The organism is Fervidicola ferrireducens (genome assembly GCF_001562425.1).
GTDB classification, from domain to species: domain Bacteria; phylum Bacillota; class Thermosediminibacteria; order Thermosediminibacterales; family Thermosediminibacteraceae; genus Fervidicola; species Fervidicola ferrireducens.
The window spans coordinates 64960-79557 of sequence record NZ_LOED01000003.1 but is presented as its reverse complement, the minus strand read 5'-3'; the positions used below and the strand labels follow the sequence as shown (position 1 = coordinate 79557).

The following is a 14598-nucleotide window of genomic DNA, read 5'->3' as shown; positions in this document are numbered from 1 at the left end:
CTTATGCTTTAGATTTTTTCTTTCTAAAGTAAGCCTCTCTCGATTTTTCAATATGCAGCCTTGCTATCTTTTCGGCGAGGTCGGCATTTCCGTCGAAAAGAGCTTTTACCAGGCTCTTATGTTCTTCGGTGGCTTCTTGGGACCTCCCCGGAACGCTGTAGCCAACCTTGGCGAAAGAGGCGATGTAGTCCGAAAGTATGCTGATCATCTGGAAAAGCCTGGGACTTTGGGCGCTTTCGTAGATTGTCCGGTTGAATTCCATGTGAAGGGACTGAAGGTTTTCTTCGTCTCCTTTCTCCAAAGCTCTTTCCATGGCTTTTACGAGCTCATTTAGTCGCATCAATTTTTTCCGGCTTATCCGCGCAGCGGCGAGCCTTGCGGCAAGACCTTCCAAAACGGCGCGGATGGTGTAGATTTCGTGGACATCCTGGTCGGAAATGCACGATACCACGACGCCCTTCCGGGGAATATGGCGGACGAGGCCTTCCTGTTCTAATTTATGGATAGCTTCCCGCACCGGGGTCCGGCTGACCCCTAATTTCCTTGCGATTTCCCGCTCCACCAGCCTCGTGCCGGGCGAAAACGCGCCGTTCAAGATGGCTTCTCTTAGGACTTTAAAAACCTCCCGGCTCACCGGGGGATATTCATGAAAATCGATGGGGGAAAGCTCACACGACATGGTTATACCCCCTTTGCTTTGTACAATTTATACGGCATGTTTTCCTTTTGTATTCCAGGAAAAATAATTGCAATATACAACTATTTTATGATACAATAAAAGTGTGATTCATAATAGTGGAGGTCAAGGTATGGAAAATAGAGGCGGGCATTATTTAAGAGAGCTTTTGGAAATGCTGAAAAAGGACCTTTTTGTCTTGGAAAAGACCGAGGCATCCTGCTGCGGCATGACTCTTTCCCAGTGTCACGTCATACTGGCAATAGGAAAGGCGGGAGAAGTTTCACTTAACGAACTTGCCGGACTTTTAAACCTCGACAGCAGCACCATAAGCAGAAGTGTAGACAATTTATTTAATAAAGGACTGGTTTCTCGCAAGGTGGATGAGAGGGATAGGCGTTATGTGAGGATAAGCCTGACCGAAATGGGCAAGGAGGTTTACGGAGAAATCGAAAGGAACCTGGCTGACTATTTTGAGAGGGTTTTTTCTTCGATACCCGAAGAAAAGCGGCATCAGGTTTTGGAGAGCCTCAAACTCCTGCTCGATGCCGTAAGGGAAAATAGATGTTGCGAGGAGGGTTTTTTATGGTAGAGGATATCAGGGAGAAGGTAAGGGAATATTACGCAAGCATAGCAAAAAAAGAAGGGGGAGGGTGTTGCTCCTGCTCTTCTTCCTGCTGCGGGCAGGCAAATGAAGTTCTTTACGACTTCGAAGATGTGAAAGGCCTTCCGCAGGAGGCCCTTGAAATGTCGCTGGGGTGCGCCAATCCCCTGGCGATAGCGGATTTAAAAAAGGGAGAAAAGGTGCTAGACCTGGGGTGCGGTGGCGGGATAGACGCCTTTATAGCGGCAAAGCGCGTAGGAGAGGAAGGTATGGTCTTCGGCTTAGACATGACCGATGAGATGATAGCCATTGCCAACAAGAACAAAGAGAAGATGGGCATAAGTAACGTAAAGTTCATTAAAGGATACATCGAGGACATACCTTTAGAAGATAATTCTGTGGATGTAGTCATCTCAAACTGCGTGATTAACCTTTCCCATGATAAGCTTGCGGTTCTCAAAGAAGCCTACAGGGTTTTGAAATCGCCCGGCAGGTTAGCGGTGGCCGACATAGTGATTCTTAAAGGTATTCCGGAAAACCTAAAGAAAAATGATAAACTGTGGGCGGGATGTTTTGCCGGGGCGCTGGCCGTCGGGGAATACGAAAAGTTGTTGAGGGAAGCGGGTTTTAAGAATATAAAAATTAAAATAGCGGGCGTGTACGGAAGAGATGAGATAAGGGATTTCGTGGAAGGTGAGGAAGATTTGGAAAAAGTCGCCGGGGCCTTCGCCAGCGCCCTGATAAGGGCGGAAAAGCAGTAAAAAAGCCGGCTTCCTTTTTTGGAAAGCCGGCCCTTTTCATTTATTTCCCTTCTAGGGCTATCAGGGCTGCCCCCAGCGCCCCTATTATTTGAGGTTCGGGAGGAATTAAAATTTTTTCTCCGAGCTTCTTTTCTATGGCATTTACAACGCCTCTGTTTTTCGCCACCCCTCCCGTCATCATGTAACTTCCCTTCCTTCCGATCCTTTCTATCAAAGAGACAGCCTTTGAAGCCACGGCTTTGTTCAGGGCGTGGATTATATCCCTCTGGTCCTTATTTTCCGCGATTAGGGATATTACTTCCGATTCGGCAAATACTGTGCACATGCTGGTGATGGTGATATCCTCTCTTGCCTTGTCGGTTACCTTTCCCATTTCTTCTATGGAAACGCCTAGGGTCCTTGCCATAACTTCCAGAAACCTGCCCGTTCCAGCCGAACACTTGTCGTTCATCACAAAGTCCACCACATTGCCCTCATCGTCCAGCCTTATCACTTTGCTGTCCTGCCCGCCTATGTCTATCACAGTCCTGACGGCGCTGTCCATGAAGAAGGCGCCTTTACCGTGGCATGTAATTTCGGTTACGGTCTTTTCCGCAAAGGGGATGCTCACCCTTCCGTATCCCGTCGCTACCACTTTTTTGATGTCATTTTCTTTGAGGCCCGCGTCTTTTAATGCCAATTCGAAAGCCTTCCTTGCGCTTTCTAAAGCCTTGGGACCTGTCGGCACGATGGAGTACGATATTATGTTTTTGTTTTCATCGATTATTACCACATTGGCGGAAGTGGAGCCGCTGTCGATTCCTGCAAAGTATCCGCCTCTTGCTTTTTCTTTTTCAACTTTTTTCATGCCGATGGACTCCAAAAAGGCATCCACTCTCGTTAAAATCTGTCCGCTTCCCGAGTCGGTGTAATCGGTTTCGATTTTGAGTAAGGGGATGTCCAGCTTGTCCTTGAGTTCAGCGTACTCGTAGGCGTAAAAATCGCAGAACTTTATAGTGTTGTATATGATGCCTTTAAATCTTTTTCCCTCGAGGATATTCCGGTCTTTTGCCATCCTCATGCACGGGGTAAGGTTTAACAGAGATTCGGCGTAGTTTCTAAGTAAATCACCCTCCGGTTCGACATCGAATGTCCTTTCTTCTCCCGTGCACGTGAGGTTTATTATTTCTGCCCCAAAGGATTTAATTTTTTCCACCACGTCTTCTTTGAGTCTTGCACCCATTACAGCTATGCTCTCGGAAAACACCTTTTCACCTTTTGCGGCCTTTTTCTCCAAAATATTGAGCAAATTTTCTTCGGAAAAATCCTTTTTCTTGTAGGCTGTGTATGCCTTTATAAAACCCTTTATTTCACCGAAAAAAAAGGTCTGTTGCTTCAGGCGCCTTTTTCCTTGGCAGGTCCAGCATGTAAATGAACTTTACCCTTTGCTTTAAAACATCGTAAAGCCTTTTTATGCTGTCGCAACAGCTTGTTAGCACTACTTCCTCGATGTTTTTATCGATTATGTTTTCAAGGACTCCTTTTGCAAAACTGCAGATGTTGGAATGAAGGAGGCTTTCTGCGCGCTCGTAAGACTTTGAGCTCGGTTCGAGCTTTACAGGCGTTTCCCCGAAGGCTTCGATTATTTCCACGGGAGTGTACTTGCACACGTATCCTGCCAAGATTATCCCCCCTGAATTCTAGAGCATCTCCAGGAAAGCTTCGAGCCTCGTCCTGTTTTGCCCTTCCTGATTGTTCCTTTTATCCACGCAATCGCCGTCAAGGCAAAGGAATGGGATGCCCATTTCCGATGCAAGCTTTTTTATAAAAAAGACCCCGCCCATGGACTGCTTGCACCCAAGGTGGCAAAACTGGATGATGCCGTCGGGCTTTATTTTTTCCACAAGCTCCCTTATCCTGGAAACCCTCCGGTCTATACCGCCGTTAAACGAAGTCAGGATGAGCTTTTCCGCAATGCCCGAAAATGGGTCCTTTTCGTCTATTTCGTCGAGAAAATCGTAATTTATGTCGCTTCCGGCGATACAATATTTTTCGCCAAAATTAAAATAGTCTTTGAAATTTTTCTCGAACATGGGCAAAAGGTGCACGAAAAACACGCTTTTCCCGCTTTTTTCGGGAGCTTTTTTGATATCGGCAAGGAGCATCTCGTAAAACTTTAGAATCTCTTTGCTCCCTATGAAAACGTGGGAGGCAAAGAGCATGTACATTTCGAAGGTCATAGTGGTTTGAAGGCTTTTCCTCCCGGCGTAATTCAGGTACTCCTTCATTAGGGCCCGCGTTTTGTTCTCCGTCTTCACGACTTCCCTTAACTTATCGATATCCAGTTTTCTCTTGAAGGCTTCTTCAAGACTTGAAACCACTTCAAAAAGCTGCTTTTTCACATAGGAAACCGCCTCTTTTGAATACCTGTACGGGACGTCTATAATGCAAAGGGGGACGCCCAGCTTTTTCGAAAGGTACCGGAAGGTTGGGATATTGGCATCGCAGGCGATGGAGGTAGCAATCATAAGTCTTGGCTTTTCGAGGATGCCGAGTTCTCCGGCGCCGAGGAAAGTTTTGTGGTAGCTGCATAGAGTATTCGATATGCCTTTTGATTCGGCGGCGTCGATGAGGCAATCCTCGATGAAAAAGCCTGACATGAAGGAAGAGTAAGCTTCGATGAATAGAGGCTTTATGTCCATCGCCATCAAAAACTCCGAAGGGGAAAAGAGGTTTACCCAGGCGGAACTTTGAGGGTGTTTCAGCGGTTCAATCACGCATCTTATGCAGTACTTGTTGAGGAAATGAAAAGATTGAGGCACCCTTTTGTCTTTAAAAAGACTAACGTAATGGTGGGCGAAATAAAGGCCAAAATTTATTAGTTTTTTCACTTGTTCCGGCCTTTCCATATTCTTTTTTATAAGACTTGCGTAAAATTTTACCGGGTCCATGGAAGTCATTCTCCATAAATTGTAATGCTATTTTGTATTTTATCAGCACGGCCGGCAATAAGCAATACCTAAAAATAGAAGCCGTGCCTGTGGCACGGCTTCTAGGTTAGAAGATGTCGCCCATCAGTAGAAGGATCAGGATAAGGAACACCAGGAAAGCTTTGCGGTCAAAGAAGTAATCCCTTCCATAGCCTCCGCCGCTGACTTCTGTCATTTTTCAAACCCTCCTTATTGTGGTGTCTACTACAATATATGCAGGCCGTTTTTTGGTGGTTACATTGGGAGATTCAAATGTTTACACCATTCCCGCAAACAGCGCAGTGGAAATGGCGATGCTCAGGAAATTCACAAGGTCATTGTTCACAAAGCCGAATCCCCGGACAAGCCGGTTTTCCCTGCCGAAAGAAAACCTCTTTTCCGTTTCGGTTTTCAGCTCTTCCGAATAGTACACGCCCTGGCACGTGGCGCCGAGGAGCGAATCTATAAGGGAACCTAGAAATCCGCCCAGGGTTATTATGAATGTTTTTCCGAGCCCTGTTAAGACCGGGTCGAAAAGTCCCATCAATTTGAATGCTACTGGGGTTAAGATGCCGATGAATAAGGCGCCTGAAAGGGCCGCCAAAGTCCCGGGGAGGCTCACCGCGCCTGAGGTGCCCCGTTCCACCCTCCTGAAATTACGAAGCGAAATCGGCCTTGCCGTGCTCAAAACCCCCAGCTCCGTGGCCCAGGTGTCGGCGTTTGCCGCAGCAAAGGATATGGCAAGCAGCACGAGGTACGACGGATTTTTCGTAATGTAATAAAGCACAGAGTAAAAAAGCCCGACGCCGCCATTTGCAAAAACCTGCATTGCGTCCCTGCGGCCGGTTTTGTCGAACTTTCGTGCAACATCGCTTTTTGTGCTCTTTTTAAAGTGGGAAAGGAGACTCGAGGAAATGAAAAAGAGCACCATCAATAAGGAGCCGAAAATTCCTGACGTGGCGTACATCAATGTGCCAAGGAGCGTTGCGCCCGCGGAGCCGTCGAGGGTGAGGGAATTTTTCCTGTAAGCGGCGTACGCTATGAGAAAGCTCAGCAAAAATCCGATTGATGCCATATAGATAAAAAGAAAAACGCCGATGTCCTTTAAAACATAAAGAAGATAGTACGAAGAAAGTGCGGTGGCCAAAGGAACGCTCAGGTTGTCCGTGCCGGAAGGCGAAAGGGCCTCTGCTGTCGAGGCGGTTAGGGCTGCCACAAAGCTTACCCTGAAGATATGTGGGTCAACCCCCAGAAAAGCACCCAGCGATGCAGCTATGGATGGAAATGAAAAGACGAACATCGCCCCAGAGCCTTCCAGGCTCTTTTCGCTTTTAAAAACCCTGTACTTCAATTTCCCCCATTTTTTGCCAAAGATTGCCGCAAACCCGTCGCCATATCCCATGGCCAGGACCCCTGCAAGGCCGATGTGTTCGAAATCACCTCCCAAGAGCCCGCCCTTCCATGTAAGGAGAATGAGAATCAAAAGCGACACTGGGAAGTACACCGTCCCCAGGTCGGAGCTTTCCTGCCTTTCCATGCCCTTGAACAAATTGTTCTTGTAAGAGTAGTAATTTAACGCCACGAAAAGAGCGGGAGGTATGAGGGCGTACCGCATGTCGTCGATTAAAAGCATGGCCAAAAGCCACCAGTGGGAAACCCCTATGTGCACGAATTTCCTGGTAAATTCGGAGTCGAACCTTCCCGCTTTCCTCAAAATCTCAGAAACAATTATGATGGAAAAGACAAAGAGAATCGATACGATAACTCCCCAAAAGTCATGCAATAGCGAAATTATTTCCCTCCTGACCATAGAATTTCTCCCTTCTTTAACGCAATTTTTCCCTTATCTTCTCTTTGGTTGATTTCAGATAGGTATTGATTATATACATTTGGTCCAGGTAAAAGTAAAAGTTTTTCCTTCGAAAGTCGGAGAGGAGAGAAGGGTCGGCATTTTTAATGAGAACACCGTCTTTAAAGATCTCGTGGTTTAAAAGGGGTGGAGCGCTGTTCATAATAACCACATCAACAGGTTTTTTAAAAATCTCTTCCAGTTCCGTTTTGAATTCCAGTTTGCACTTAAAAAATTCATCTTGCGGGGTGCCGGATAAATAAACGGCTATATCGATGTCGCTCGATTCTTTTTGCTTTTCTCGAGCGTATGAGCCGAAAAGGTACGCAAACGGCACGTTTTCTTTTTTGGCAAAATAACGGCGCAATGCGAAGGTAATATCATCTTTAATAATTTTACCGCCGCGCTTCATGCGCGCTCCTTCCTTTCTGTTTTAACTCGTCTTTTAAAGTAAAATCTTTCCGCTACTATGGTATACTAACCGGCGGCAAAAAACAAGGGAATTTGTTGATTTTGCCCGCGGCAGGCGTTATAATATTAATGCAAACAAATGTTCGAGAAGGTGGTTTTATGCTCACCATCCTCCACGTGGACATGAACGCCTTTTACGCCTCCTGCCACCAGGCGGTAGACCCGTCGCTCAGGGGAAGGCCCGTGATAGTCGCTGGAGACCCCAAAAAGAGAAACGGCATAGTGCTCACCGCCTCCTATGAGGCGAGGAAGTTCGGGGTAAGGACCGCCATGCCCCTCTGGGAGGCAAAAAGGCTGTGCCCTAAAGCGGTTTTTCTAAAGCCCGACTACCGGCTCTACGTAGAATTCAGCCACCGGGCGATGGAAATCCTAAAAAAGTTTACGCCCCTTGTGGAAGTCTTCAGCATAGACGAGGCCTGGCTGGATGTAGAAGGATGCGAGGGGCTTTTCGGGGATGCCCTGACCATAGCAGAGAAAATCCAAAAATCGATGATGGAAGAACTTTCACTGCCCTGCTCCGTGGGAGTCTCCTGCAACAAGCTTCTTTCAAAGATGGCATCGGACATGAAAAAACCTATGGGCATTACCGTCATCACTCCCGACGACGTTCAAAACATGCTCTGGCCCCTGCCGGTCGAGGAACTATACGGCGTGGGTCCCAGGATGGCCGAACACCTCAAAAAGATGAACATAAACACCATCGGGGACCTGGCGAGGATTCCTCCAGAATTTCTGCAGGCGGCCTTTGGAGTGGTGGGGCTTCGCCTTCACCGGTGGGCCAACGGCATCGACGATTCCCCGGTGGACCCCCATTCCGCGGATAAGGCCAAGTCCATGGGCCATTCGGTGACCTTGCCGCAGGATATCACTACGTGGGAGGAAGCCGAGGCCGTGCTGCTTTCCCTTTCCGAACAGGTGGGAAGGAGGATAAGGTGCGGCGGATACGTAGGGAAGGTGGTGACCGTTACCCTCCGGGACTCTTCCTTCGTCACCGTGACCCGCTCCGCCACGGTTCCCTACACGAACCTTACCGAAGACATATATAGGGCCGCAAAAAAACTCTTACACTCCAACTGGGACGGGAAAACACCCCTCAGGCTCTTAGGGGTGAGCCTTTCCGGGCTCATAAAGGAATTCGACCAGATTTCCATATTCGAAGCTGATGAAAAGAAAAAGAGGCTCGATAGGGTTATAGACGAAATAAGGGAAAGATTCGGGGATGATGCCATTTTCCGGGCCAAGCTGAAGTCCCAGGACCTTTTGGGACAAAAGGGAAGCCCCGCTTTAGGACCTTTCACTAAACGAAATTGAGACCTCTGCCACAAATGATTCCCTCATAAAGGACCTTGCTTTTGGCGATAAAAAACGATATCGTAAAGATAGAAGTATAAAAAAAGTTTAATGGGAGGAGTTTTTTTGATACTCGTTGCCACTTCGGGCTATTCTTACCGGGACTGGAAGGGGAAATATTACCCCGAAGACATGAAGGAAAGCGACATGCTTTCCTTTTACAGCAGGGAGTTTCCCTTTACCGAGGTCAACTCCAGTTACTACAGCCTGCCGTCTCCATACATGTTTTACCAGATGATGAAAAAGACTCCAGAAAACTTCATCTTCGTGGTAAAAGCTTACGGTGGCATGACCCACCAGGGAGACCTGGGGGAGACGACCGTGAGCAAGTTCAAAGAAGCCTTAAAGCCGCTTGCAGAAGCAGGAAGGCTCGGGTGCGTGCTTGCACAATTCCCTTATAGCTTCCACAACACAGAGAAAAACAGGGACTATCTAAAAAGATTACGGGAAAGGCTACAAGGTTTTCCCCTTGCCGTCGAGTTCCGGTGCGACGACTGGTTAAGACTCGAGGTTATAAAGCTCCTCCGGGAAAACGACATGGCCTTCGTGTGCGTTGACGAACCGCCAGTAAAAGGCCTTCTTCCGCCTGTAGTTATAGCAACCAGCTCCATAGGCTACGTGCGGTTCCACGGCAGGAATGCAGAAAAGTGGTATAATCACCAGAAGTCCTACGAGCGGTACGACTATCTATACACCGAAAAGGAACTGGCCGAGTGGGTGCCCAGGATAAGAGAACTTGCCCGGAAGACTGAAATAGTCTTTATAGCCATGAACAATCACTTCAACGCTTCGGCGGTGATAAACGCAAGGCAGCTCCTCGGGCTCTTAAAGGAGGCGGAATTATGAACACACCTTATAAAATGATAGCCTTAGACGTGGACGGCACCCTGATTTCCAGCGGCTACACTGTATCCCGCCGCACCCGGCAGGCTTTGAAAAAAGCGATGGGCATGGGAATGATAGTGACCCTTGCAACAGGCCGTTTTTGGGGAAGCGCGGTGCGCATTGCGAGGAGCATCCCCGTAAACGCACCGGTGGTTTCCAACGACGGGGCCTTGATAAAGGACGTGCATTCCGGAAAGGAACTCTTTTTCCGGCCGCTTCCCCTTGAGGTGGCAAAGCATGTATTGAAGAGAGCCGAGCGATACCCGAGCTTTGAAGTGCAAATTTTTCTAAAAGAAAAAAAGATCTTTTCGGGTACGGCCTACTGGAAGATGCAGCTCAGGCGGTATTTTCGCTCCGCAAGGAAATTTTCATTTCGGGGTTTTTACAATTACATGAAGGACTTCGTGCTCCTCCCGGTGGAAAACGCCGGGAGTCTGGAAAGGGCGGCGGTGCTTTTAAAAGAAGCGCCTACCAAGATAGTGGTTTCAGGAGATTCCGAGGAGGTAAGAGAATTTTCCGAGGAGCTTGCAAAAGACCTGGGCGACAGGATTTATATAACCTCAGCTATAAAAAACAGCATAGATATTTTAGAAGGCAGCGTATCCAAGGCAAAGGGCCTTGAAGTGCTCGCAGGGCTTCTTGGGATAAAAAGGGAAGAAATAATCGCGGTGGGGGATAACCTGAACGACATCGAGATGTTGAAATTCGCGGGCCTCGGGGTGGCGATGGGAAATGCACCGGAGGCGGTAAAGCAAAGGGCGGACTTTGTGACGGCGAAAAACGACGAGGACGGGGTAGCCTTCCTCGTGGAAAGCGTTTTGTGTTCAAAAAAAGGTGGGCGGATTTGGGCGGGGGTGTAGAAGGGATGAAAAAAGGGTATCCATTCGGATACCCTTTTAACTTAGACCATACCTTTCTGCAGCGCTCTTTACAATGGCGCCTATGAACTCGGCTCTGCTCATGCCCAAAGTTTTGGCCATGTAGCCCATGTAGCCGTGATGGGTGCCGTCTTTTGACATGGTAAGCCCAGCGAAGGTGTTTATCTCGAGGAAGTACGGGACGCCGTCGTCCCCCAGGATCATGTCTATCCTTGCGTAATCCCTGGCATTCAGCACCTTGTAAATCTCAAGGGCGGTGCTCTTTACCCTTTCTTCTTCTTCCGGGGAAAGCCTTGCGGGACAGTGGATTATCTCGTTGTCGTACATCTTATGCTCGAAGGTGTTGGTCTTTACGGAATTGTACTCGATTTCCACCAGGGGCAACACCTTTGGATCCTTATAACCTATGATTCCGACGGTGATCTCCCTTCCTTTGATGAATTCCTCCACCAGAGCGGCCTGCCCAATTTTACCTGTTATCTTGGCCACCACCCGCGGCAGGTCTTCGGCTCTTTCCACAATGTTTTCCTCGCTTATTCCTGCGCTGCCGCGCCCGCGGACGGGTTTTACGAAAAGGGGAAATTTGAGGTCGTGATTTGGAATATTTTCTGGGTCCTCCACCACCATGAATTTGGGGGTGGGGAGGTTGTGAAATGCCACTATCTTTTTTCTCGCGGCTTTATCAATTGCCACGAGGTCTATGCCGGAACCGGCGAAGGGGATGCCGAAGGCTTCGAGAAAGGCCACTTCCTGCAGCGACGAGGCGTTGAAAACCAGGTCCACTTTTTCTTCCAGCACTTTTTGCAGCGTTTCCATCGGGTTTTCGCTTTTCCACTCTATTAAGGCAGCATCGTAGCCCGCCTCTTTTATCGCCGAGTAGTGCTGGTAGGCCTCTTCGTAGGCGTCGTCATAAATGTTTTCACCGGAAACTTTCATCTGAAGTTCCACGTTGCGGAATTTCCGCCAGAAGACTCCTACCTTCATCTTCTCGCCCCCTTCGTAAATGTTTTGTTGATTGAATGCAACGAAAAAAGCTATGGAGGACCATAGCTTTTTGGCAAAAAAATTTCCGTCTATCAACCTCCTCTTCAAACGCTTGCGAGGTTAGCTGACGGGTTCGGGTCGAAGAGGTAACCCTACCCCTTCCACAGGGTTTCCCCGAGTGGAAGGAGATTCACCCCAAGAAAGTGGGTCCCCCGCTTCCTTCCGCAGCCTTCAGCGGAAAGAATTCAGCGCTTAAAAATTTACTTGTATAAATCATTATATCAAAAATAGAAAATAATGTCAATTATCAAAAAGGATTTTCCGTATTTACCAAATTTGGACAAAATTTGTTACAATTTGTTATAATATACTTAACGGCGCTGCCTCAAAAACCGCCTGCTGGGGGTGAGGCACTTGAAAGGCGGACTACAAATACCCCAGCCGTCTAAACTAGGGGATTTGCCCAGTTTAGATGATTCGGTTCGAATATGAATGCCCAAAAAAATTTGGCAAAACTTGCATTTTATCTTTCACTGCCACCTGCCATTGTGTTATTTGCTGCAAATAGGCTTGGTGGGGGTTCAAAGGCTTTATTTGCCTTTCTTTTAGCCTTCATTGTAGCATTCATTGTCGATTATCTAATCTTAAAAACCTTATTCAAGCAGCTTTCGGCGATGGCCGAGGTCATCGGGCAGTTTTCCAGGGGAGAGCTTCCTGCGGTAAACCGCCTCAAAAATATGCGGGGAAACTTCGATTTTTTGGTGGAACCGGTGCTTGAGGCCTTTGAAATGGTCTTCGGACTCATGGGAAAGCTCCAGAGGGCTTCGGAAGAAATAAATTATTTTTTCGGCCGGTTTAACGATAGCATGAACCATATAAGCGAGGCGGCGGGGCAGATAGCAACTTCCATCGAAGAAATCGCCCAAGGGACGGGAGAGCAGGCCGAGGCCGCCCAGGAGACTTCTGACAACATGAGTTCGCTTTCTTCTCTTGCGGAAAAAATTGCGCAGCAGACTCGGGAAAGAGAAATGGGTGTAAAAACGATAATAGATAAGGTGAGGACAACGAGGAAGGTGCTTAAAGACCTCCTCGAGCAGCTTAGCCTTTCTTCAAAAACCAGCTCCCTTTCGGCGGCAAAAATGAAGGAACTGGAAAATCTCACCACCGGTATTAACAATTTTGTAAAGACCATCACCGACATCGCCGACCAGACCAATCTCCTGGCGCTCAACGCAGCCATCGAAGCCGCCAGGGCCGGAGAGCAAGGGCGGGGATTTGCGGTAGTGGCAGACGAAGTGAGGAAGCTGGCCGAGCAGTCCGGCAGGGCGGCCGAGGAAATAAAGGAACTTTCCGAAAAGATTCAAAAAGAAGCCAGAGAGACGGCCTTGCAGGTGGAAAAAAGCCAGGAAGTGATTAACGAAAACATAAAAAAGGGGAACGAATCCATGGCCGCCTTCGACGAGATAGTGGAAGAAATTTCGGGCTTTAAGATTTCCATGGAGAAGATTAGCAACATGGTCAAGGAACAGGTGGAAAGGGTTCAAAAGGTTTCGCAAGCTGCGGAAAAAATGGCGGCAGTATCCCAGGAGACGGCGGCAGGGGTCGAAGAAATAGCCGCGTCCAGCCAGGAACAGAAGAACATGGTGAAGGCCATATCCGATGAGGCGTCAAGGCTTTCTCAAATGGCGGGCGAACTTATGGCATTGTCTGAGTCTTATAGTAAAAATTATAAGCTGTCGGAGGCTGTGAAGGACAGGATAGAGGTGATAAAGCAAAAGCTCCTGGACCTGGCCCGGAAAGATTTTGTCGTGAGAAAAGACGAAAAAGCCCAGAAAGAAGAATTTGACAAAGCAAAGCGGGAAAACCCCGCGATTTTAGAGCTCATCACCCTCGACGAAAAGGGAGATGTGGTCTACGTTACGAGCAACCTGCCCGTCAAAAACCTGGCCTTCAGGCCCTGGTTTCGCGAGGCCGCGGCGGGAAGCGTATACGTATCAAAGCCCTACATAGACATCGCCGCAAACCGCATGGCCGTCACCGTATCGGTGCCGGTAAGGGCGGAGGGAGGCGAAATAATAGGCGTTCTCGCGGCCGACGTCGACATAAATTAGACTTTCAGGGAATGAGGTCTTTTATTTCTTCGGGAGAAAGGACGGCCTCTATTACTACGGAAAGCTCCCTTTCCAGGTCCAGGATTTCCCCCGAAGGCAATACCTTGACCTTGGGCCGGAAGGGGAGGGAATCGTTTTGCGATACCACGCAAGCGACCTTGCTGTTGCTGAGCTTTACCAGAGTGCCCACCGGATAGGGTTTTACGCAGGACAAAAACGCGTGAATGACGTCTTTGTCGAATTTTGCATTTCCGGAGGCTAGGAGCATTTCGTAGACTTCGTGGGCAGGAAAGGCCTTCCTGTAGACCCTGTCAGTGGTCATGGCGTTATACACGTCGGCTACGGCGCAGATGGCCGAAAAGGGGTCTATCTCGCCTGCTTTCAGCTTTCTCGGGTAGCCGCTTCCGTCGTACCTTTCGTGGTGGTTCAGGATTACTTTTTTCGAACGGGGGTGAATCGCATCGCCGCCCCTTTCTTCCACCAGCTTCCAGCCTTTGAGGGGGTGGGTCATTATAATTTCGAATTCCTGCTGCGTGAGTTTACCGGGCTTGTTTAAGATCTGCGGGTCGATGAGGGTTTTCCCCAGGTCGTGCAAAATGGCCCCGATGCCCAAAGCAAGGAGCTTTTCTCTATTAAAACCGAGTTTCATCCCGCAAAGTAGCGAAAGCATGCATACGTCCACCGAATGGGCGAAGGTATAAAGGTCGGCGGAGCATAGGTCTACAAGGTGGTCGATGATTTCTTTCCCCGAAAGGATTTCTTCGAGTAAGGCCTCTACTGTGTCTTTAATGTCGGCCACCGAAACATTATCCTTTTTCACAAAGGAACAAAGCTGCTGCATGGCGTTTATCCTGACAGTGAGAGAAAGTTCTTCCTTTATCTCAATTTCATCGAAAGGCACGGGCCCTTCTATCTCTACTACTAACACGTTGTTTTTTCTAAGCGCTTCTATATAGCGCTTAGTGAGCACAATTCCACGATTTAGCAGAAGTTCACCACAGCTTCCGTAGACGGGCTTTTCAAGTTTCATGCCTGGTTTGAGATGCGTGATAGGAAGCTTCAAAAAAATCCTCCTTTAACT

Annotated in this window: 12 protein-coding genes, 1 pseudogene and 1 riboswitch; of the genes and pseudogenes, 6 read left to right on the top strand and 7 right to left on the bottom strand. The window is 48.3% G+C overall.

What is annotated here, in order from left to right:
- Window position 1 precedes the first annotated feature (1 nt).
- Window positions 2-679 carry a GntR family transcriptional regulator gene (locus AN618_RS02260; protein ID WP_066351552.1) on the bottom strand — a complete coding sequence of 226 codons (678 nt, stop codon included), beginning with the start codon at window positions 677-679 and terminating at the stop codon, window positions 2-4.
- Window positions 680-809: 130 nt separating this feature from the next.
- On the opposite strand from AN618_RS02260, the gene AN618_RS02255 reads away from it, so the two are divergent.
- Window positions 810-1268, top strand: a complete 459-nt coding sequence (locus AN618_RS02255) for a MarR family winged helix-turn-helix transcriptional regulator (RefSeq protein ID WP_066351550.1) — start codon at window positions 810-812, stop codon at window positions 1266-1268.
- A complete protein-coding gene (arsM, locus tag AN618_RS02250; RefSeq protein ID WP_066351548.1) occupies window positions 1262-2041 on the top strand; it encodes an arsenite methyltransferase in 780 nt (259 codons plus the stop codon). Before AN618_RS02255 ends, arsM begins: the two co-directional genes overlap by 7 nt.
- A 40-nt stretch (window positions 2042-2081) precedes the next feature.
- Here arsM and AN618_RS02245 read toward each other — a convergent pair.
- From AN618_RS02245 to mntA, 4 genes and pseudogenes are all read right to left on the bottom strand, one after another.
- Window positions 2082-3702: pseudogene (locus tag AN618_RS02245) on the bottom strand (acyl-CoA dehydratase activase).
- Window positions 3703-3720: 18 nt separating this feature from the next.
- Window positions 3721-4971, bottom strand: coding sequence for a 2-hydroxyacyl-CoA dehydratase subunit D (locus AN618_RS02240; protein WP_066351545.1), 1251 nt, complete (start codon window positions 4969-4971; stop codon window positions 3721-3723).
- A 295-nt stretch (window positions 4972-5266) separates the two neighbouring features.
- The gene (locus tag AN618_RS02235; protein ID WP_066351543.1) at window positions 5267-6799 is read right to left on the bottom strand and encodes a DUF92 domain-containing protein; all 1533 of its coding nucleotides are present in this window, start codon (window positions 6797-6799) and stop codon (window positions 5267-5269) included.
- Window positions 6800-6815: 16 nt separating this feature from the next.
- A complete protein-coding gene (gene mntA / locus AN618_RS02230; protein WP_157081600.1) occupies window positions 6816-7250 on the bottom strand; it encodes a type VII toxin-antitoxin system MntA family adenylyltransferase antitoxin in 435 nt (144 codons plus the stop codon).
- A 158-nt stretch (window positions 7251-7408) separates the two neighbouring features.
- Between mntA and AN618_RS02225 the strand changes: the two genes are divergently transcribed.
- The 3 genes from AN618_RS02225 to AN618_RS02215 all read left to right on the top strand — a co-directional run bounded on the left by AN618_RS02225 (window position 7409) and on the right by AN618_RS02215 (window position 10404).
- Window positions 7409-8620 (top strand): DNA polymerase IV, encoded by a 1212-nt coding sequence (locus AN618_RS02225; RefSeq protein ID WP_066351541.1) that lies wholly within the window; start codon window positions 7409-7411, stop codon window positions 8618-8620.
- Window positions 8621-8725: 105 nt separating this feature from the next.
- Complete coding sequence (locus AN618_RS02220) at window positions 8726-9505, top strand: DUF72 domain-containing protein (protein WP_066351539.1); 780 nt, start codon at window positions 8726-8728, stop codon at window positions 9503-9505.
- Window positions 9502-10404 carry a Cof-type HAD-IIB family hydrolase gene (locus AN618_RS02215; protein ID WP_066351534.1) on the top strand — a complete coding sequence of 301 codons (903 nt, stop codon included), beginning with the start codon at window positions 9502-9504 and terminating at the stop codon, window positions 10402-10404. Before AN618_RS02220 ends, AN618_RS02215 begins: the two co-directional genes overlap by 4 nt.
- A 36-nt stretch (window positions 10405-10440) precedes the next feature.
- Here AN618_RS02215 and AN618_RS02210 read toward each other — a convergent pair whose 3' ends face one another.
- The gene (locus AN618_RS02210) at window positions 10441-11406 is read right to left on the bottom strand and encodes a D-alanine--D-alanine ligase family protein (protein ID WP_066351651.1); all 966 of its coding nucleotides are present in this window, start codon (window positions 11404-11406) and stop codon (window positions 10441-10443) included.
- Window positions 11407-11501: 95 nt separating this feature from the next.
- A riboswitch (cyclic di-AMP (ydaO/yuaA leader) is annotated at window positions 11502-11667 on the bottom strand.
- A gap of 227 nt (window positions 11668-11894) precedes the next feature.
- On the opposite strand from AN618_RS02210, the gene AN618_RS02205 reads away from it, so the two are divergent.
- A complete protein-coding gene (locus AN618_RS02205) occupies window positions 11895-13517 on the top strand; it encodes a methyl-accepting chemotaxis protein (RefSeq protein ID WP_066351530.1) in 1623 nt (540 codons plus the stop codon).
- A gap of 4 nt (window positions 13518-13521) precedes the next feature.
- Here the strand turns inward: AN618_RS02205 and AN618_RS02200 are convergent, their stop codons facing one another.
- Window positions 13522-14580: an HD-GYP domain-containing protein gene (locus AN618_RS02200; RefSeq protein WP_066351528.1), complete on the bottom strand. Its 1059-nt coding sequence runs from the start codon at window positions 14578-14580 to the stop codon at window positions 13522-13524.
- Window positions 14581-14598: the final 18 nt, after the last annotated feature.